Genomic DNA, 20,193 nt, shown 5'->3' with positions numbered 1-20,193 from the left:
CTGACCCGGGACCTCACCGCCCAACACAGGAGAAGCATCCATGTCCTGGATCGACGTTGCAGACCTCAATGACATCCCTCTGCCCGGCGCCCGCGTTGTCAAAACGCATTTCGGCGACATTGGCCTGTTTCGCACCGGCGAAGCGCAGGTCTTTGCCACCTCCAACGCCTGCACGCAGGATGGCGGGCCGCTGTCCGAAGGCATCGTGCATGGCACCCGCGTGGCCTGCCCGATCGACAACTCGGTCTTTGACCTCGAAACCGGCGCGCTGCTCGGCACCGGCGAAGGACACCTGCAGACCTATCCCGTCCGGCTCGACGGCACGCGGGTTCTGCTCGAACGCGAAAGCGTTCTGGCGCGGGGTGCTGCCTGATGTCTGAAGTCCGCTCAACCTGTCCTTACTGCGGTGTCGGCTGCGGCGTTCTGCTCAAGGCGGACGGGCAGGGCGGGCTCGACGTTCGGGGAGACCCGGACCACCCGGCCAACTACGGCCGCCTCTGCTCCAAGGGCTCTGCCCTCGGCGAGACCGTCGGTCTGGGCGAGCGTCTGCTGCACCCGCAGATCGGCGGCGCGCAGAGCGATTGGGGCACGGCACTGGACCTCGTGGCCGGCAAATTCGGTCAGGCCATTGCCCGGCACGGCCCGGACTGCGTGGCTTTCTACGTCTCCGGCCAGCTTCTCAACGAAGACTATTACATCGCCAACAAACTCATGAAAGGCTTCATGGGGTCGGCGAATATCGACACGAATTCAAGGCTTTGCATGGCCTCCACCGTGGCGGGGCACAAACGCGCCTTTGGCACGGACACCGTCCCCGGCACCTATGAAGACCTCGAAGAGGCCGACCTGATCGTGCTGGTGGGCTCCAACCTGGCCTGGTGCCACCCGGTGCTCTACCAGCGGGTTCTGGCCGCGCGTAAGGAGCGAGGCACCAGAATCGTCGTGATCGACCCGCGCCGCACCGCCAGCTGCGATATGGCCGAGCTGCACCTGCCGCTGGAAGCGGGCAGCGATGTCGCCCTGTTCAACGGCCTTCTGGCGCAGATCGAGGCGCGCGGCGTGACAGATGCGGCCTTCCTCGGCAACGTCGACGGGGCCGAAGAGGCCTTCGCCGCCGCCCGGCAAAGCAGCCTTGAGCCGACCGGGCTCGATCCGGCGCTTGTCCGGCAATTCTATGATCTCTGGCTCGGCACCGAAAAGGTCGTCACCGTCTTCAGCCAGGGCGTGAACCAGTCTTCCTCCGGCTCCGACAAGGTCAACGCGATCCTCAACTGCCACCTCGCCACGGGCCGCATCGGCAAGCCGGGTCTTGGCCCGCTCAGCGTCACCGGCCAGCCCAACGCCATGGGCGGGCGCGAGGTGGGCGGTCTGGCCAACATGCTGGCCTGCCACCTCGACATCGAAAACGCCGAACACCGCACCGCCGTGCGGGACTTCTGGTCCGCCCCCACGATCCCGACCCAGCCGGGACTCAAGGCGGTCGACATGTTCAACGCCGTGGGCGCGGGCAAGATCAAGGCGCTGTGGATCATCCACACCAACCCCGCCGTCTCCATGCCCGATGCCAGCGCGGTGCAGGCCGCCATCGCGGGCTGCGATTTTGTCGTGGTCTCCGATATCACGGCCCAGACCGACACGGCGCGGCTGGCGGATGTGGTTCTGCCTGCTTCGGCATGGGCCGAGAAATCCGGCACGGTGACCAATTCGGACCGCACGATCTCGCGCCAGCGCACGGTCCTGGCCACGCCCGGCGCGGCGCGCGCCGATTGGGACATCCTGTGCGCCGTGGGCCGCCGCATGGGCTGGCACGACGCCTTCGACTTTGAAACCCCGGCCGAGATTTTCCGCGAATACGCCGCGCTTTCCGGCGTGGCGGCGCAGTTCGGTCGCGATTTCGACATCTCCGGTTTCAGCGATCTGGATGATGCGGGCTTTGACGCGCTGGAGCCGACCCGCTGGCCGGTTTCCGCCGCGCGTCGGGGCGGACGCTTCTTTGCGGACGGGGCCTTCTACCACGCGAACGGCAAGGCAAAGATGTTGCCGCTGACGCACCGCCCGCCGGAATCCCGACGCGCCCCGCGCTTTCCCTTCGTGCTCAACACCGGACGTTTGCGCGACCAATGGCATACCATGACCCGCACGGCTCTCTCACCGCGCCTGTCGGCGCATCTCGCCGAACCCTTCCTCGAAATCCACCCGCTCGACGCAGAAAACCACGGGATCAAACCCAATGATCTGGTGAGCGTACGCAGCCCACAGGGCGAAGGCATCCTGCGCGCCCGCATCACCGATGCCGTGACCCGCGGGCAGGTTTTTGCCCCCATGCACTGGACCGGCGAGACCGCGCCTTCGGCCCGGATTGACACGCTGGTGGCGGCTGTCACCGATCCTGTCTCGGGCCAGCCGGAAAGCAAGGCCTCCGTCGTCGCGGTCTCGCCGTTCAAGGCCCGCTGGTACGGCTTTGCCGTCAGCGCACAACCCCTGAATCCGCAGGCCGAGTATTGGGCCCGCGCCCGCACCAAATCCGGCTGGCGCATGGAAATGGCCGGACTGAAGGAGGTCACCGATTGGGAGGCCGAGGCGCGCGCGCTCTTTGGCCTGCCGGATGCAGAGGTGCAATCGCTGGTCGACGTCAACCGCGGCTCCGCCCGCATCGCCTTCTTCGAAGAGGGCCGGATCATTGCGGCTCTCTTCATCGCGCCCGAGCCGGTCGCCGTGGTGCGCGACTACCTCGCGCAGCTGCCGGGCGAAGAACAGGCCGATGTGCTCACGGGCCGTCCGCCCGTGGGCCGCCCGGATCCGGGCCCGACGCTTTGCGCCTGTTTCGACGTGGGGGTGAACACCATCGTCAACGCTGTCGAAACCGAAGGTCTGATCAGCGTGGATGCGGTGGGATCGGCCCTGCGCGCCGGGACAAACTGTGGCTCCTGCCGTCCTGAAATCGCAACGATCCTTGAACGTCTGCGGCACCGGGAGGCTGCGGAATGAGCCTGTCCGGGCACGTCAGAACGCTGGGCCGTGGTCCGGGCCGCGCGCGGTCGCTGACCTTTGACGAAGCCCGGGACGCCATGACCCAGATGCTCTCCGGCACGGCGGATCCCGAAGCCATCGGCGCCTTGCTGATGCTGCTCCGGATGAAAGGCGAGGAGGCCCCGGAAATCGCGGGCCTGTCCGCAGGTGCGCAGGCCGCGCTGCCCGTCATGCCGCAAGCGGATCTGGACTGGCCGAGCTATGCCGCCGGGCGCACGCGCGGCCTGCCGTGGTTCCTGCTTTCCGCCAAACTCGTGGCGCAGGCCGGTCACCGTGTGCTGATCCATGGCTGGAACGGGCAGGACCCGGCTGTGCGCGGCGGGCTGGCTGCGGCGGGCATAGGATTGGCCGATGGCCCCGAAGCGGCCGGTCGCCTGCTGGACCGTGACGGCATCGCCTATCTGCCTTTGGAGACGCTCTCGCCTGCCTTGTTCGCGCTGCTGGGCCTGCGCAGCAAACTGGGGCTGCGTTCCTGCGTGAACACCGTCTGCCGCATGCTCAACCCGGCGCGGGCCTCTGCCAGCGTGCAGGGCGTTTTTCATCCGTCTTATCGCCTGCTGCAGGCCGATGCCGCGCATCTTCTGGGCTGGCAGGGGCTTTCGGTGATCAAGGGCGGCGGCGGCGAGTTTGAACGCAATCCGGCCAAGGCCATCGCGGGCTTTGGCCTGCGCGCCGGTGCGCCCTGGGAAGACAGCCTGCCGATGCTGCGCGACGAAACCCGCCGTCTTGACGACGGCGCGCGGGATGCCTCTGCGCTGACCGCGCTCTGGGATGGCGCGCTCACCGATGATTTTGCCGAAGCCATTGTCACCGGCACCGCTGCCCTGGCGCTGAGCACTCTGGGCGATGACGCGCCTGAAACCCACACCAAAGACCTCTGGACCGCACGCACCCGCGCGCGGGCCGCCTGAAGGAGAGCCGCCATGAAAAGCCTGATGCCCACCGCGCCCGCCACTCCGCTGCCCGGCACCATCCTGCGCTTTGTCCGCAATATGGCCGATCGCCTGCCGACCATCCGTCGCCGTGGGGCCGAGACGGCCGAACCGGTGCCGGGGCAGGGGCAGATCGCGCTGATCGGCTGCGGGCCGGGGGCGAAGGACCTTCTGACCCTGCGCGCGGTGAACCGCATCGGGGCGGCGGATGTGGTGTTCTATGATCGGCTCGTCGATGACGAGGTTCTGGGTTTTGTCCGGCCCGGCGCAGAGCTGGTCTTTGTCGGCAAGCACGTGGGCAACCATTCCTGGCCGCAGCAAAGGATCAATGACGTCATCGTTGAAGAGGCTCTGAAGGGCCGTCGCGTGGTTCGCCTGAAGTCGGGGGATCCGGGGGTGTTTGGCCGGGCGGGAGAGGAGATCGCCGCGGCCAACAACCATGCCATCCCCGTTGAAATCATCCCCGGCATCACGGCGGTCTGCGCGGCGGCGGCGACGATGGGCCAGAGCCTGACCGAGCGCGGCGTGGCCAATACGCTGGTGTTGACCACCGGCATGGCGCGGGCCGGGGATCCTCTGCCCGATACCGCGAAAATGAGCGGCCCGGGCACAACAACGGCCTTCTATATGGGGGTGGCGCAGGCCGGGCGGATCGCGGGCGCGCTGATGGAACGCGGCCTGCCGGGGGATGCGCCGGTTTCGGTGGCGGTCGAGGTGTCAAAACCGGACGAGCGCGCCTATCACGGCACGCTCGCCGGGTTGCCCGATCTGGTGGCCGAGAACAAGATCACCGGCTGCGCCATCGTGCTGGTCACATGGCCCGACACGCCGGATGCGCCGCAGGTGACGCGGGTGGCGGCTGCGGTCGCGCGCTGAAGTTGGCCCTTCTGGCGCGTTGAACACGCCCCGTCCCGGACCTGATCCGGGACCTCATGCAAAAGGCGCGGCCTGAGACCGCGCCTTGGGGGAGGGGACAAAACGCCCCCTTAGGTCCGTTGCCCGCTCAGACGCGCAGGCCGTCCCCATCAAAGAACGACAACCGGTCCGCGTCGAAGGTCAGGCCAACCTGATCGCCCGGCGCGTGGGTCACGTCACCGCTGGACCGCTGGGTGATCTTGCCCAGTGGACCGCAGTCGATCACCAGGTAGCTGTCCGCGCCGAGGTATTCGATCACGTCGACCACCCCGTCACACTGGCCACTGCCAGAAGCGCCGACCGCGATGTGTTCCGGGCGAATGCCCAGGTGCACCGCACCATGATCGCCGGTGAACGCGCCGCCGCGTCCGCCTTCCAGACGGTATTCGCCGCCGGAGGTGGTGCAGGGCAGGATGTTCATCTTCGGGCTGCCGATGAACTGCGCCACAAACAGGTTTGCGGGCCGCTCATACAGCTCGCGCGGCGAGCCGACCTGCGCGATCTTGCCGAACTCCAGCACGACGATGCGATCCGCCAGAGTCATGGCTTCCACCTGATCGTGGGTCACGTAGATCATCGTCGACTTCAGCGACTGGTGCAGCTTGGCGATCTCGTAGCGCATCTCCACGCGCAGAGCCGCGTCAAGGTTCGACAAAGGCTCGTCGAACAGGAAGGCCGTGGGATCCCGCACGATGCAGCGCCCGATGGCCACACGCTGGCGCTGGCCGCCAGAGAGGTCCTTGGGGCGACGTTCCAGATAGGGCCCAAGCTTGAGCACCTCGGCCGCCTCATCCACCTTGCGGGCGATCTCGTCCTTCGGCACACCGGAGGTTTTCAGCGAGAACCCGACGTTGTCGCGCACGGACATGTGCGGATAGAGCGCGTAGCTCTGGAACACCATCGCAAGGCCGCGCTTCGAGGGCGGCTCGGCAGTGGCATCGCGCCCGTCGATTTCCAGAACACCGCGGCTGATGTCTTCCAGACCGCCGATCATCCGCAGCAGGGTGGACTTGCCACAGCCCGACGGGCCGACAAAGACGACAAATTCACCATCGGAAATCTCAAGGTCAACGCCCTTGATAACCTGAGCCGAGCCGTACCATTTTTCTACGGCATTCAGTTTGATCGATCCCATTATGCGCCCTCCACGTTCGGCGAAGCCCAGGCAAGCCATACGGCCGCCGTCCATGTAAACGTCCCGCCCCCGGCGGGATCGCCGGATGTGGGGTCAAAGTATTCCGCGAAACCGTATTTCGCGATCAGCCCGGCGGTGAGCGCCCGCAGCTTCTGCGCTTCGGCATGATGGCCCATACCGGCCAGACCGTACCCGATCAGCGCATTGACGATGGCCCAGGTCGGCCCGCGCCAGTACCGCTTGGCGTCGAAGGTCTCGTCTCCGGGCTTGTGGCTTGCCACCGGATAGCTGCAGGTCTCGAAAGCCTCATGCAGCTCGCGCATCATGTCCGCGCTTTCGATCCCCGCGTACCAGCACAGGAAAGACGCGTTGGACACGTTCCCGGTGTGATTGCCGGTGATCAGGTTGACCGCGTTGTAGCTGCCGGTCTCGGGGTTGCGCAGCCGGGCCGTGCCCGCCTCCAGCACCTTGGTCCAGCCGTCGATCTCCGTGCGGTCTTCGCCCAGGGCATCGGCGATTGTCGCCAGATCCCGGTTGGCGCGCAGCAGGATGAAGGTCATGGTCGGATCGGCCACCTTGAACGGCATATCCTGTGCCATCGCCGCCTCGTCCCAGTCCAGACGGCTGCCACGCTGAACAAGCCAGATGTAGCGGTCGTAGTCTGCCTTCGTGGGGCGCATCGCCGGATCGACATGGCTTGTGTCGCGGCGGGTGTATTCGCCGACACCCACCGGATCGATCGCCGCCATGGCTTCGTCCCAGTCCGGCGCGTTGTCCCGGCCGGCTTCCCACGGGTGCGTGATGAAGATCGCGCCATTGTCATTGCGCCAGTCCATGAACCAGCGGTGCCACTTCACCATCTTGGGGAACAGCGCCTTCAGCGCCGCTTGTCCCTGATCCGGGTTCTTGCGGTACACGGCGAGGGCGAAGGTCGCCGCAACCGGAGGCTGGCTCACGCCAGAGCTCGGCACCGGCCCCTTGGTCTCCGCGCCCCAGACGTCGGCCCCGGGGAAATACCCCGGATCCGGCTGGTGGAACTGGATGTGCGGGACCATGCCGCTCGGCCACTGACCGTCGAACAGCGTGGTCAGCTCGTCCCAGGCCCGCTCCAGATCGAACTGGGCAAACCCCCAGGCCGCAAAGGCGCTGTCCCAGTTCCACTGGTAGGGGTAGAGCCCCGCCGTCGGCACGGTGTAGCCGCCGCGGTCGTTGCCGCGCAGGATGGCACGTGCCTGCTCATCCATGCTAATCGTATCTTTGCTCATCGGTTTCATCCTTTGACTGACCCGGCTGTCAGGCCCTTGGTCATGAAGCGTTCAAGGCCAAGGAACAGCACCATGATCGGCACGGTCGCAACGACAGATCCGGCCATCAGGTGTTGCCTTGGAATTTCAGAAGAGTTGAGGCTGGCAATGCCGCGCGTCAGGGTGAACTTGCTCGGATCATCCAGCAGCATGAAGGCGAGCAGGAACTCGTTCCATGCGATCATGAAGACGTAGAGGCTCACCGAGGCCAGCGCCGGCAGCGACAGCGGCAGCGTGATCTTCCAGATCACCGCAAGCCGGCTGAGACCATCCATCAGACCCGCCTCTTCGATCTCCGCAGGCAGACCGCGGAAGTAGCCCTGCAACATGTAGAGCGCCACTGGGATCGTCGTGACCGGATAGATCAGCAGGATACCGATGATGGTGTTGCGCAGACCCGTCATCGAGAAGGCGATGTAGATCGGCAGCGCCAGAACGATGATCGGCACCATGTAGATCAAGAGGATCGAGCGCGACATCATCGCCTGCCCCTTGAACCGAAGCCGCGCAACCGCGTAGGCGCCGGGCACGCTGAACAGCAGCGTGATAAAGACCGCCATCACCGAGATGAACATGGAGTTCAGCAGGTAGGTGCCAAAGTTGAAGTCCGCGAACAGCTCCGTGTACGAGCGGAACAGGTCCCAGCCCTTCGACAGATCAAGCGAGAAATCCAGCGGGTTCTGAATGAGCTCCGACTGGTTTTTGAAGCTCGTCATGACCATGACGTAGAAGGGAATGAAGACGATGGCGGTGAAGAAGACATAGCCGAAGCCGGTGAGGAAACGGATCACCGCATCTTCAAAGATGTGCCGTGTCATCTCGCCCTTGTGGGCTTCCTTCAGGAAGGCCAGCAGCGGCCAGCACACGGCCAGACCCAGCACCAGCCCGGCGATGATCTTCCCCATCACGCCGACATCTTCGGTCAGCACCGGGCCGATCCCGAGCAGCATCAGCAGGACAAACCCCGCACAGCCCGCCGCCAGGATCAGCTGACCCCGCGCGGCCCCCAGGCAGGCCACACCCAACGGCGCGCCCACGATCAGGGAATACAGCGCCGAGGGGCGGAACGCGTCCCCGGTGGCGAAGCTCATGGCCACGGCAACGGTCACCGCCGCCACGAACACCCAGATCACGCCAATAATCGGACCGATCACATAGCCTTGTCGCAAGACGCTCATAGCCCTTCCTCCCGGCTTACATATTTGAAGAAGAAGACGGAGAAGGTGAGCAGGCAGAGGAAGATCACCACTGCAACCGCCGCGCCCGCGCCGATGTTCGAGACCGCAAAGGCCTGTTCATAGACGTTCACCGTCAGCGTCCGCGTCCCGGCGTTACCGCCCGTCAGCAGGAAGATGTCGTCGAACTTGTTGAAGGTCCAGATGAAGCGCAGCAGGAACAGCACCGACAGGATGCCCAGAAGTTGCGGCAGGCTGAGATACCAGAACTGCTGGAACGGCGATGCCCCGTCCATGTCAGCCGCTTCATACATATCCGTGTCGATGGACTGCATCCGCGCAAGGATGAACAGGAACGACAGCGGGAAATACCGCCAGATCTCGAAGACCGTGACCATGATCAGCGCCAGAGGCTTCTCGCCAAAGAAGTTGATCGCGTCATCGGTCACGCCCATCTGGATCAGCAGCGCGTTCGCAGAGCCGGAGAAAGGATCAAACAGGATCAGCCATGAGAAGGCGACCGCGATCACCGGGGCGACATAGGGGAACAGGTAAAGCCCGCGCAGAATGCCTTGCCCCTTGAAACTCTTGTCGAGCAGCAATGCGGCAAACAGGCCGACGCCCAAAGCCCCGATGGTGCCGACCACCGTGTAGAACATGGTCACGCCAAGCACGCCCCAGAACTCGTCGCCGTCAAAGATGCGGGCGAAGTTCACAAAGGAGAACTCGAAGTTCGTCAGGATGCTGTCCGACTCGCCGGTGACGATGGGCGCGCTGCCCTCGGCCAGCGCTTCCATCGCGTCCTTGTCCGCCGCCGTGGCCGGGATGCGCAGCCGTTCGTTGTAGCCGCCCTCCAGCGTGCCGATGTCGCAGAACAGCGCCGCACCATCCAGCGAACAGCCGTCCGGCAGGGCCCTAAGCGTCAGCCCGCTTGGGATCGTATCGGCCAGCGTCACCTCGGTCACTTCCGTGTCCTGCGAGGAGTTTCGTACCCGGTATTCGATCCGCATGTTTTCGTCGGATCCGCGCAGGCTCTCGCGCACCACAGGGGCCGCTGGCCGCAGGTCCGAGAGACCGATCGGTTTGAAAGAAATCCAGAAAATCGCCAGAAGCGGCAGCACCACAACCAGCGCCACGCTGGTCAGGGTCGGGGCAAGAAGGCCCCAGGCCAGCCGCGCCTCGCGTTTCGCGAGGGGCGTCGTGCCTGTCGGGGGGAGGACTTGGGTCATGATTTGGCCAGTCGGGTTCGGGCAAGACCCCGTGCGGTGTCTTGCAGCGTGCAGGAAAGAAAGTCGGAAGCCTTCAAAAGCGGGCGGGCCACCGGGGGTCCGGCAGCCCGCCTCGGGAGGTTACTCGAGCGCGCCGAGTGCCTCGTTCATCGCGGCAACGGCCGCTGCGGCGTCGATTTCGCCGTCGATGAACTCACGCACAAAGCGGTTGATCGCCTGGCTGTTGATCATCTTGGAGGCAAGGCCAAGCTGACCTTCCGCCACGCCCCAGCGCTGTGCCACGTCCAGACCGCCAACGATCTCGTCGATCATCGCCTTGTCATAGAGGTCGCCCAGTGGGGCTTTGCGATCCACGCCGACCGGCAGGGTTGCCCAGAGGTCCTTGAACTTGTTCGGCGCATCAGCGGTGCCCGCGCGGACCGGGAACTTGCCTTCCGGCGCAATCGACAGGGTCTGGCCGTAACCGTCATCCATCGAGAACTTCACGAAGTCCATCGCCGCGTCGGTGTCCGCGTCAGAGGTGATGCCGAAGTAACGGATGTCACCCCATGCCGCGCCGTCCGGGTTGGAGGGGCCTGCAAAGGTGGTCACAACGCCGGTCTTGGACGCCAGCTCGGAGCTGGTCGGATCGTCGGTGATGGTCGGCGGAGCGCTGTCGCGCAGACCGGCCAGCTCGTCGAGGATGAAGGGCGACCAGATGATCATCGCCGCGTTGCCGCTGAAGTAGAGGCTGCGCGACTGATCCCAGTAAAGATCACCCGGAGGCGACGCTTCCGCGATGGCCTTGTAGAAGTTCAGCACTTCGATGGTCTTGGCCTCATCCAGCGGCTGGAAGCCATCCGGACCAACCGGCGAGACACCATTGGCGAGGAAGACATGCTCCAGAACCTGGCTCATGAAGTTCTCGTCCACCTTGGTGGCCGCAACAAAGCCATACATCTCTGGCGGGTTGTGCAGCTTGGCCAGCGCCGCTTCGACGTTGGCGTAGGAGGTCGGCGCTTCAAGACCGGCGGCCTCGAAGAGGTCCTTGCGGTAGACAACCATCTGCGTCCAGCCATCAACCGGAACAGAGGCGGTCTCGCCTTCATAGGCGGCCATGGCGATGGCGCCCGGCGCGAAGGTGTCGGTGCCAAGGGACTCGATCACTTCGGTGGCGGCCTCGGTGTCGAGGATACCGGCTTCAGCCCAGGGCAGGGCGTATTGCAGCGTGTGGTAGATCACGTCCGGCAGATCGCCTGCCGCAAAAGCCGCCGTGGCGCGCGTGCCAAGGTCACTTTCCGAAACCGGGATCACCTCAACGCCGGTGCCGGTTGCCTTTTCAAAGGCCGCGGCCATTTCTTCTTGCTTGGCAAGGCGCTCCGGCTGCTCCTCGGTGGTCCAGAAACGGATCGTGTCCGCCTGTACCGCGCCCGCAAGGAACGCCAGCGTCATGGCGCTGCTTGTCAGCAATCTCATGTGCTTTGTCATGGTTTCAGTCTCTCCCTAAAGTGTGGTTTTGGTTGGTGTTAACACGTGTTTCGGAGCAGGGCCGTGAGAGCCCCGATCCAACAGCCGGGCGGGAACCAGCGCCCGGCACGCCTCCGGCTCGGAGCCGTCGATTACCTGGATCAGCATCTCCGCGAGCCGCTCTCCGGCTCCGCGCGAATCCACGGACCAGGTGGTCAGCTGTGGCACGATCATCGCGCTCTCCGGGATGCCGTCATAAGAAATCAGCGACAGGTCCTGCCCAATGGTCAGCCCGCGCGTCTTTGCCGCCTCATAGGCCCCCAGTGCGGCCCGATCGACGCTGTAGACAATCGCCGTGGCCGGACGGTCAAGCGAGACCAGCATATGCGCCGCCGCTTCACCCGCCGCCGCGTTGACCGCAGGTTCGGCCACCAGCGCTTCGTCAAAGCTGAGCCCGGCGGTCTCCAGCCCGGCCTTGTAGCCTTCGAGGCGCAGCTTTGCGTAGGTGTAGCCGGGGCTGCCGGGGACAAAACCGATCCGCTTGTGACCCAGCGCGCCCAGCATCAGAACCGCATCGCGCATGGCGTCTTCGCTCTGGATGTCGAACCAGGCGCAGCCCGTCGGATCCGCCGTGCGCCCGTACAGGACAAAAGGAATGTCATGATCGCGCAGGTAATCCACGCGCGGATCGCTCAGGCGCGTGCGCGGCAGGATGAACCCGTCCGCCTTGTGCTCGTCCGCCAGCTTCTGCATCAGCCGCAGCGTGTCGCTCTCCGTCGAAGCGGTGGCGACGGTCAGCGTCCAGTCCTGTTTCGAGGCCGCTTCCGACAACCCGGCCAGGAACTTGTCCACGAACGGGCGGTGCGCGTCGTGCTCCGTCACTTCCAGCACCAGCCCGATGGACTTTGTGCGGCCGGTCCGGATCGCCTGCGCATGGCTCAGCGGGCGATAACCCAGCTTTTCAGCCGCCTTGCGCACCCGCGCGCGGGTGCTGTCCGAAATGTCGGGGTAATCGTTCAGGGCCCGGCTGACGGTGCCCTTGGTCAGATCGAGATAGCGTGCCAGATCAGAAATCGTCACCCGCTTCGCGCGGGTCCGTTTTGCTGAAATGACCTGGTCACCAAACATCGTCGATTCGTCCTCCCTTGCAGCATGAGGCGCTCCGAAACCGGTTTCGGCAAGCTCCGAAATCGGTTTCGGAGCGTTTTTCTACGCTGCACCTGCACAATGCCGAAGCCCGTCAATGCGACAATCGGCACATGTGGCATGACCCCGCAGGCCATGCTGCAGGTGCAGAAAGTTCGGATTTTGGGAGAGCCTTGCTTAACCGGCCAGAAGCGCGCGGGCGGTCTCTTCGTCGGTGACCAGCCCGTCGAGCAAACCGCCCTTTAATGCGGCTCGGATCGCGCGGGTCTTGCCCGCGCCGTTGGCCGCGCCGATCACCGGCCCGCCGGGGGTAGGGCGCAGGGCGGCGCTGCTGACCCTTTCGTTGATCTCGTCGGCAACCAGCGCGCCGGTCTCGTCAAAGACAAAGCCGACGATCTCGCCCACCGCGCCTTTCTCAAGCAACCGCGACTGGTCGGCATCGGTGATGAACCCATCCGCCACCAGCGGCGGGTGCTCCATCATCGCGCCCACGCCGACAAAGCGCACATCGGTCTTTTCCGCCAGCATCCGGGTCGTCGCAAGCGTCGCCTGATCGAGCAGGGTGCGCCGCTCCTCGGCATTGGCGGCAATCACCGGCAGCGGCATGGGATAGGTCTGGGCCGAAACCTTGTCCGCAATGGTGAACAGAACGTTGTAATAGGCCGTCGCGCCGTCCGGGGCGATGTTGCCGGTGAGCGAGACGATCTTGTGCTGCCCGCACTCCAGATGCGGCAGATGTTCAATCGCGCCGCGCAGGGTGCGCCCGGTGCCGAGCCCGATGATCTGCGGCGCTTCGCGCAGGAGCCAGCTTTCGATCATGTTGCCCGTCGCGTGCGAGACCGCGATCCCGCTGGCGGTCTCGGAGCCGAGCGAGGGCACCACCTCGCAGATGTCCAGATCGAAATCCGCCCGCATCCGCTCTGCCAGATCCATACAGGCCGCCACCGGATGATCAATCCGGGTCTTGATCAGCCCGGCCTGCATGGCCTGCGCCACCAGACGCTGTGCCGCCTGCCGCGAGATCCCCATCTGCGCTGCGATCTCATCCTGCTTCATCCCCGCCACATAGGCGAGCCAGGCCGCGCGGGCGGCATCATCAAGTTTTTGGTCTGCCGACTTCATAAGGGTGGACTGCCTGTTGTTCGCGCTATCGTGTGAGAGTGTCGCTGCTTTGGCAAGAGGGGCGTGCCCGGCAATCTTGCTTATTTCTTCATCATTCGCTTAGAATTCATGCTTAACGCACCGCACGCAGGGGTTACCCTTCGTTACCGTGCGATTTGTTAGGATTTTGGTGATAGGCTTGTCTCACCAGCAATGTGGGAGGATGCCTTGGCCGGTTTTCGGCCTCAACAAAGGAGCCTCGCCATGTGCCTGTCCGCCGAAGCCCTCGCGGTTTTCCTCAACATGCTGTCCGCCTCGATCATCACGACAGAGCCGGGATTGGTCATCGTCAACGCCACGGACGGGCCGATGCATTGGGTCGCTTATGAAGATGCCTGGTGCACAAAAGACCCGAACGCCTGACTGCGGGTTCTGGCCGGGAAAGGTCATTGGGACTGTGACGCTCATTCTTCTCGCCAACGGCGCGGAATCAAGGCCGCAGGCCGCCGCGCCCATCCTTTGCCCAACAGACGACTTTTCAAAGAAAAGTCTGTCGAGAGGGACGGGCCGTCCCGTCGCACCAGAGGTGCGCCAGCAAAATCTCGGCACGCCTTTGGCGTGACGGCACGGCGATTGGGCTGGTGCTTGGCGTCACATCGGCCTAGCGCGCCAGTTTCTGGGATAAATCAAGGGGATCAAAGGGTGCGTCGCCGTACCACGGCCCGTCGATGGCGCGGCTTGAGCGCTGATCAAAAGGCCCCTGATCAGGTCCGGGACGGGTGTGCGCTGGACACCTCACCAGCCCCAACACACGCTGTAACCTGCCCCATGAAAAAGGCCGGGGAAAATCCCCGGCCTACAGAGCGTTGGTTCAAAACGCCTCGGCATCCAGCGACATCACCGTCTCCGCGCCGCTTTCGATGCGGGCAAGGTGCATCCCCGTCGCGGGCAGTTGCCGCGCCATGTAGTAGCGCCCCGTGGTGATCTTGGTCTCGTAGAACCCCTTGTCCGACGCGCCCGCTGCAAGCGCGTCCTCGGCGGCCACGGCCATCTTCGCCCACATCAGCCCAAGGCAGACATGCCCGAACAGGTGCATGAAGTCATAGGAACCCGACAGCGCCGCATTCGGGTTCTTCATGCCGTTGTTCATGAAGAACATACCCGCCGCCTGAAGATCCTTCGACGCCGCCTTCAGAGGCTCACGGAAATCCTTTTCAAAGGCGTCCGAGCGGCCCTTGGTCTCCTTGATGAAGTCCGTGACCATGGCAAAGAAGGCCATCACGTGCTTGCCGCCGTCCTGCGCCAGCTTGCGGCCAACAAGGTCCAGCGCCTGCACGCCATTCGCGCCTTCGTAGATCATCGCGATCCGCGCATCGCGGGCGAACTGGGACATGCCCCACTCTTCGATATAGCCGTGGCCGCCGTAAACCTGCTGCGCGGCCGTGGCCATCTCGAAACCTTTGTCGGTCAGGAACCCCTTGATCACCGGCGTCAGCAGCGAAATCAGCCCGTCGGCGGCGGCATCCTCGCAGCGGTGCGCCCGGTCGATCATCGCGGCACCCCAATAGGTGAAGGCCCGCGCGCCTTCGACAAAACTCTTCTGATCCATCAGGTTGCGGCGAATGTCCGGGTGCACGATCAGCGGATCGGCCGGGCCGTCCGGGTTCTTCGCCCCGGTCACATCGCGCCCCTGCAGACGATCCTTGGCATACTCAACGGCGTTCTGATACGCGACCTCCGCCTGTGCGTAGCCCTGCAGGCCCACACCCAGACGCGCCTCGTTCATCATGGTGAACATCGCGCGCATACCCTTATGTGCGTCGCCGATCAGATAGCCTTCCGCCTCGTCATAATTCATGACGCAGGTCGAATTGCCGTGGATGCCCATCTTCTCTTCGATCTTGCCGACAGACACACCATTGCGCTCGCCCACCGAGCCATCGTCGTTCACCAGGAACTTCGGCACGATAAACAGCGACACACCCTTGATGCCCTCCGGCCCTCCGGGAATCTTCGCCAGCACTAGGTGAATAACGTTCTCGCTCATGTCGTGATCGCCGGCGGAGATGAAGATCTTCTGACCGCTGACCTTGTAGCTGCCATCTTCCTGCGGGACGGCCTTGGTCCGCATCAGACCCAGATCAGTGCCGCAATGCGGCTCCGTCAGGTTCATCGTGCCGGTCCATTCGCAGGTCACCATCTTCGGCAGGAACTGCGCCTTCTGCGCCTCGCTGCCATGGGCGTGGATCGCCGAATAGGCCCCGTGCGTCAGACCCGCATACATGTTGAACGCCATGTTCGCGGCAGAGAACTGCTCGCCCACGGCGGTGTTCACCACATACGGCAGCCCCTGACCGCCATACTCCGGATCACAATCCAGCGCCGTCCAGCCGCCTTCCTTGACCTGCTCAAACGCGTCCCTGAAGCCTGCGGGCGTGCGCACCACGCCGTTCTCCAGCGTACAGCCCTCGCTGTCGCCCACCGCGTTCAGCGGCGCCAGCACGCCTCCGGCAATCTTCGCCGCCTCATCCAGAACCGCCTCAAGCGTATCGCGGTCAAGCTCTTCATAGCCCGGCACGTCCTGCCCGGCGACGTTGAGCAGATCGCTCAGAACAAACAGCTGGTCCTTGACCGGTGCGGTGTAGCTTGGCATGTGATTCCTCCTCGGGTGCCTTGCGGCCGAGGGTTATCCGGCCGCGCTTTTCTTCTGGGCCAGCGTGGCGAGCATCCGTTCCGCCCACTTCATCTGGTCCGTCAACTCGTCGATCGCCTTGGTCAGATCGTCGCGCTGCTTTTCCAGATCCCGCAGCCGGTCCTGTGCCACCTCGTAGGAGCGCTGCAGCTGGGTCTGCTGCTGGTCGCCCACATGGTACAGGTCCAGCAATTGCCGGATCTCCTCGAGGCTGAAGCCAAAACGCTTGCCGCGCAGGATCAGCTTGAGGCGGGCGCGGTCGCGCCGGGTATACAGCCGCTTCTGGCCTTCACGAATGGGAAACAGCAATTCCTTCTGTTCGTAGAAGCGCAAGGTTCGAGGCGTTACCTCGAATACATCGCACATTTCCCGGATTGTCATTATCCTGTCTTCAGTCATGTCTCTTCACAGCCCTCGTGTTTCAACGAACTGGATGTGAAGTGCGAATTTCCTCACATCCATACAATGGGAAAAACCGTTGACGTAACTCATACGCTACGTCACAAACCCTGTTGACGTAACATCAACTAACGTCACCCCCATGCGCGCGCCATGGTAAACCGTTCATAAAGGTTAACGAGGGTCAGGAAAACCTTACCCTCCGAAACGTTTCGGTCGTAAATTGCTGAAAATATTCTCTAAAATTTCAGGCGATCAGCCTTTGAGGCTGGCTTCCGTGCGGTCTCGCAGGGATTTCAGCTCTGCCATGGCCTCGTCGAGCTGCCGTTTTTGCTCGGCAAGCTCGTCCAATTGGCGGTCCGCCATGGCGATCCAGGCCTGCATTTGGGCTTCGGTGCCGTCTTCTTCGTAAATCAAAAGCCATTGACGGATGTCTTCGAGCTGGAAGCCGAACTTGCGACCGCGGAGAATCAGCGTCATGCGCGCCACTTCGCGCGGACCATAGAACCGCGAGCGTCCTTCGCGATCGGGCGTGAGCAGCTCGATATACTCGTAATAGCGCAGCGTGCGCGGCGTTACGTCGAACTTCGCGCACATCTCCTTGAAGCTGAGCCGGGTCTGGGTGGTCATGATCATCCTCTTCCACGGGTGACGATAGGGCGGGTTCGCGTCAAGCACAACCGGGCAAACGCGGCGCTTGCGGCTTCGGACGGGGCGACCCATAAAGAAGCCCAAGCAAACGGTTAACTCTGTTTTGCGAGACGAATGAGAGAGGCCCCCGGATCGCTTGCCGATCCGGTTCGCGCCCGGCCTCGCCCCACAGGGCGGGCGCGAAGTGGCGGGACGTGTCGAAAAGGCAAGACGTTGATGCTTTTGACGAGTTCAAAGCGAAAAATCAAAACCCGCCCTCGAGGCCGGGCGCGAACCTCTGTCGCGCACCGAGCCACCGGTGAAGGCAAGTCCACAGGAGCGCCCCATGGCCGTCGATAAATCCACCCTTGCCAAGCAATTCATCGAGTACCTGCCGCACTGCAAGGCGCTGGGCATGAAGGTGCTGCGCATCGAAGACGGGCTGGCCGAGATCGAGCTGCCCTATGACGAACGCTTCATCGGGGATCCCGAAAGCCGGGTGATTCATGGCGGTGCGGTCTCTGCTCTGATGGACACCACCGGCGGGGCCTCGGTGATTGCGCATCCAAAATCGCCCGGCGGGACGGCCACGATCAACCTGCGCATCGACTACATGCGCCCCGCCACGCCCGGCCAGACCATCACCTGCCTTGCCGAATGTTACCACATCACCCGCTCCGTCGCCTTCGTGCGCGCCACGGCTTATGATGCGGACCGCGAGCGGCCCGTGGCCAGCGCCACGGGCGCCTTTACCGTCGAGGAGAAAAAGGCATGAGCCCGCGCAAGAAGCCCGAACCGGTCCAGGTCATCAAGCAGCGCCGCGATGCGGCCCTCTCGGCGCTCGTCACCGGCGTGCCCTACATCCAGTATCTCGGGATTACCTTTGACCGGCGCGGCGATGAGCTGACCGCGATCCTGCCTTACGAGGACAAGATCATCGGCAACCCGACGCTGCCCGCCATCCACGGCGGTGTCACGGCGGCTTTCCTTGAGATCACCGCGCTCATGAGCCTCAGCTGGGTCTGGCTCTGGGAAGACATCGAGAACGGCACGCTGGACGCCGAGGAAATGGCACGGGGCAAACTGCCGCGCCTGCCGAAAACCATCGACTTTACCGTGGATTACCTGCGCACCGGCCTGCCGCGTGACGCCTATGCCCGCGCCCGCGTCACCCGCTCCGGCCGCCGCTATGCCTCTGTCCAGTCGGAAGCCTGGCAAGACAACCGCGACCGCCCCATCGCCCAGGCCACCGCCCACTTCCTCATGCCCCGCCCCGGGGACTAACGGATCGCGTCTGATCTCGCGTGAACATCAAGCACACGCCGTCCCGGACTTGATCCGGGACCTCAGGGGTAAAGTGCAAGCCGTGCCATCGACGGGCCGTGGTACGGCGATGCTCCTTCAGTTCTCCTCGATTTATTTCGGTCACTGGTGCGCTAGGCTGGTGTGGCTCCCAGCAACAACCCAATCGCCGTGCCGCGGGAACGGCCCGTCGATGGCACGGCGGCCTGCGGCCTTGATTCCGTGCCTAGTGTGAGGGGAAGACCTGCTCAAGCTTTCACCGTCGAACCCAAGTTCAACTCTTTCCCAATCGGGGCATCACCCATCCACCCCTTCCGAAGCGCCGTGTTTCCTGTATTGAGGAGACACACTTACTTCCAAGCATTCCTCCCGAGCCACGCCCGCCATGACCTCAGACAAACCCATCACCCATGGCCGTGTGCTGAAGATTGCCGTGCCGATCCTGCTCGCCAATGCCACCGTCCCGATCCTCGGCGCGGTTGACACCGGCGTGGTGGGCCAGATTCCCGCGCCCGAACCCATCGCCGCTGTCGGGGTCGGCGCGATTATCCTTACAGCGATCTACTGGATCTTCGGCTTTCTGCGCATGGGCACCACCGGCCTGACCGCGCAGGCCTCGGGGCAGGGCGATCGCGGCGAAGTGGCCGCGCTGCTCACCCGCGTCCTGATGATCGGCCTCATCGCCGGCGCGGTGCTCATTCTGCTGCAAGACCTGCTCTTCGCCGGCGCCTTCCGTCTGTCTCCTGCCGAAGCCGAGGTCGAAGACCTCGCCCGCGCCTACATGCAGATCCGCATCTGGTCCGCCCCCGCCGCCATCGCGCTCTATGGCATCACCGGCTGGCTCATCGCCCAGGAACGCACCCGTGACGTGCTGCTTCTCCAACTGTGGATGAACGGCGTCAATATCCTCCTCGACCTGCTCTTCGTGCTCGAATTCGGCCTCGGCGTCGACGGCGTTGCCCTCGCCACCTTCCTCGCCGAATGGTCCGGGCTGCTGCTCGGCCTCTGGCTCTGCCGCTCCGCTTTCCGCGAACCCGACTGGCGGATCTGGTCCCGCGTCTTTGACCGCCCCAGCCTCGCCCGCATGGCGCTCGTCAACACCGACATCCTCATCCGCTCCCTGCTCCTGCAGGCCATCTTCGTCTCCTTCCTGCTGCTTGGCGGGCGCTTCGGCTCCGTGACGCTCGCGGCCAATCAGGTCCTCCTGCAGTTCCTGCACATCGCCGGCCACGCCCTCGACGGGTTCGCCTTCGCCGCCGAAGCGCTTGTCGGCCAGGCATTTGGCGCCCGCGCCGTCGCCCGCATCCGCAGCGCCGCCCGCATGACCTCCCTCTGGGCGCTGATCTTCGGCCTTGCCCTCGCCGCCGGGTTTGCCCTTTTCGGCCCGCTTCTGATCGACATCATGACCAAGGACCCGGAGGTCCGGACCGCCGCCCGAACCTTCCTGCCATGGATGGTCGCCACGCCCATCTTCATGCTCGGCCTTGTCATGCTCGATGGCATCTTCATCGGCGCCACCCGCACAGCCGACATGCGCAACATGATGCTGGTCTCCGCCCTCATCTATCTTGTCGCGCTTTGGGCGCTGCTCGAACCCATGGGCAACCACGGCCTCTGGGCCGCAATGCTGATCTCGATGCTGGCCCGTGGCGTCACGCTGGGCCTGCGCTATCCCGCCCTGGAACGCGCCGCTGCGCGCTAAAGCCGAACGGGCAATTTTCCGCATTTCCATTGCCCGCAGCCTCCCCTAAGTAGAG

The 20,193-nt window shown here is 64.2% G+C and carries 18 protein-coding genes; 8 read left to right on the top strand and 10 right to left on the bottom strand.

What is annotated here, in order from left to right:
- The first annotated feature begins 40 nt into the window (after window positions 1-40).
- From E4662_RS00510 to cobA, 4 genes are read left to right on the top strand one after another with little or no spacing between them, the layout of a single operon-like run.
- Window positions 41-373: a nitrite reductase (NAD(P)H) small subunit gene (locus tag E4662_RS00510; protein WP_136439298.1), complete on the top strand. Its 333-nt coding sequence runs from the start codon at window positions 41-43 to the stop codon at window positions 371-373.
- Window positions 373-2,988, top strand: a complete 2,616-nt coding sequence (locus tag E4662_RS00505; RefSeq protein WP_136439297.1) for a nitrate reductase — start codon at window positions 373-375, stop codon at window positions 2,986-2,988. Before E4662_RS00510 ends, E4662_RS00505 begins: the two co-directional genes overlap by 1 nt.
- The gene (locus E4662_RS00500; protein WP_136439296.1) at window positions 2,985-3,941 is read left to right on the top strand and encodes a glycosyl transferase family protein; all 957 of its coding nucleotides are present in this window, start codon (window positions 2,985-2,987) and stop codon (window positions 3,939-3,941) included. Before E4662_RS00505 ends, E4662_RS00500 begins: the two co-directional genes overlap by 4 nt.
- Window positions 3,942-3,953: 12 nt before the next feature.
- Window positions 3,954-4,838, top strand: a complete 885-nt coding sequence (gene cobA, locus E4662_RS00495) for a uroporphyrinogen-III C-methyltransferase (protein ID WP_136439295.1) — start codon at window positions 3,954-3,956, stop codon at window positions 4,836-4,838.
- A 127-nt stretch (window positions 4,839-4,965) separates the two neighbouring features.
- On the opposite strand, the gene E4662_RS00490 is transcribed toward cobA, so the two are convergent.
- The 7 genes from E4662_RS00490 to E4662_RS00460 all read right to left on the bottom strand — a co-directional run bounded on the left by E4662_RS00490 (window position 4,966) and on the right by E4662_RS00460 (window position 13,434).
- Entirely contained in the window at window positions 4,966-6,012 is a 1,047-nt protein-coding gene (locus E4662_RS00490) for an ABC transporter ATP-binding protein (protein WP_136439294.1), read from the bottom strand.
- Window positions 6,012-7,277 carry an MGH1-like glycoside hydrolase domain-containing protein gene (locus tag E4662_RS00485; protein WP_136439293.1) on the bottom strand — a complete coding sequence of 422 codons (1,266 nt, stop codon included), beginning with the start codon at window positions 7,275-7,277 and terminating at the stop codon, window positions 6,012-6,014. The genes E4662_RS00490 and E4662_RS00485 overlap by 1 nt, the downstream gene beginning before the upstream one ends.
- A gap of 5 nt (window positions 7,278-7,282) precedes the next feature.
- A complete protein-coding gene (locus E4662_RS00480) occupies window positions 7,283-8,494 on the bottom strand; it encodes a carbohydrate ABC transporter permease (protein ID WP_136439292.1) in 1,212 nt (403 codons plus the stop codon).
- Entirely contained in the window at window positions 8,491-9,720 is a 1,230-nt protein-coding gene (locus E4662_RS00475) for a carbohydrate ABC transporter permease (protein ID WP_136439291.1), read from the bottom strand. The genes E4662_RS00480 and E4662_RS00475 overlap by 4 nt, the downstream gene beginning before the upstream one ends.
- A 120-nt stretch (window positions 9,721-9,840) precedes the next feature.
- Window positions 9,841-11,175 carry an ABC transporter substrate-binding protein gene (locus E4662_RS00470; RefSeq protein ID WP_240705074.1) on the bottom strand — a complete coding sequence of 445 codons (1,335 nt, stop codon included), beginning with the start codon at window positions 11,173-11,175 and terminating at the stop codon, window positions 9,841-9,843.
- Window positions 11,176-11,202: 27 nt separating this feature from the next.
- Window positions 11,203-12,294, bottom strand: coding sequence for a LacI family DNA-binding transcriptional regulator (locus E4662_RS00465; RefSeq protein ID WP_136439289.1), 1,092 nt, complete (start codon window positions 12,292-12,294; stop codon window positions 11,203-11,205).
- Window positions 12,295-12,489: 195 nt separating this feature from the next.
- Window positions 12,490-13,434: a sugar-binding transcriptional regulator gene (locus E4662_RS00460; protein WP_136439288.1), complete on the bottom strand. Its 945-nt coding sequence runs from the start codon at window positions 13,432-13,434 to the stop codon at window positions 12,490-12,492.
- Window positions 13,435-13,677: 243 nt separating this feature from the next.
- Between E4662_RS00460 and E4662_RS23965 the strand changes: the two genes are divergently transcribed.
- Window positions 13,678-13,836, top strand: a complete 159-nt coding sequence (locus tag E4662_RS23965; RefSeq protein WP_168797850.1) for a hypothetical protein — start codon at window positions 13,678-13,680, stop codon at window positions 13,834-13,836.
- Between the two features lie 448 nt (window positions 13,837-14,284).
- Here the strand turns inward: E4662_RS23965 and E4662_RS00455 are convergent, their stop codons facing one another.
- The 3 genes from E4662_RS00455 to E4662_RS00445 all read right to left on the bottom strand — a co-directional run bounded on the left by E4662_RS00455 (window position 14,285) and on the right by E4662_RS00445 (window position 17,134).
- A complete protein-coding gene (locus tag E4662_RS00455; RefSeq protein ID WP_136439287.1) occupies window positions 14,285-16,066 on the bottom strand; it encodes an acyl-CoA dehydrogenase C-terminal domain-containing protein in 1,782 nt (593 codons plus the stop codon).
- Window positions 16,067-16,099: 33 nt separating this feature from the next.
- Window positions 16,100-16,504: a MerR family transcriptional regulator gene (locus tag E4662_RS00450; protein ID WP_136439286.1), complete on the bottom strand. Its 405-nt coding sequence runs from the start codon at window positions 16,502-16,504 to the stop codon at window positions 16,100-16,102.
- Between the two features lie 255 nt (window positions 16,505-16,759).
- Entirely contained in the window at window positions 16,760-17,134 is a 375-nt protein-coding gene (locus tag E4662_RS00445; protein ID WP_136439285.1) for a MerR family transcriptional regulator, read from the bottom strand.
- A gap of 346 nt (window positions 17,135-17,480) precedes the next feature.
- Between E4662_RS00445 and E4662_RS00440 the strand changes: the two genes are divergently transcribed.
- From E4662_RS00440 to E4662_RS00430, 3 genes are all read left to right on the top strand, one after another.
- Window positions 17,481-17,909, top strand: coding sequence for a PaaI family thioesterase (locus E4662_RS00440; protein ID WP_136439284.1), 429 nt, complete (start codon window positions 17,481-17,483; stop codon window positions 17,907-17,909).
- Complete coding sequence (locus E4662_RS00435) at window positions 17,906-18,418, top strand: PaaI family thioesterase (protein ID WP_136439283.1); 513 nt, start codon at window positions 17,906-17,908, stop codon at window positions 18,416-18,418. Before E4662_RS00440 ends, E4662_RS00435 begins: the two co-directional genes overlap by 4 nt.
- Window positions 18,419-18,821: 403 nt before the next feature.
- Complete coding sequence (locus E4662_RS00430; RefSeq protein ID WP_136439282.1) at window positions 18,822-20,138, top strand: MATE family efflux transporter; 1,317 nt, start codon at window positions 18,822-18,824, stop codon at window positions 20,136-20,138.
- Window positions 20,139-20,193 lie beyond the last annotated feature (55 nt).

Source organism: Pacificoceanicola onchidii (assembly GCF_004804335.1).
Classification (GTDB): Bacteria; Pseudomonadota; Alphaproteobacteria; order Rhodobacterales; family Rhodobacteraceae; genus Pacificoceanicola; species Pacificoceanicola onchidii.
The sequence above is the reverse complement of the archived record's forward strand: the minus strand, read 5'-3'. Positions and strand labels throughout refer to the sequence as shown.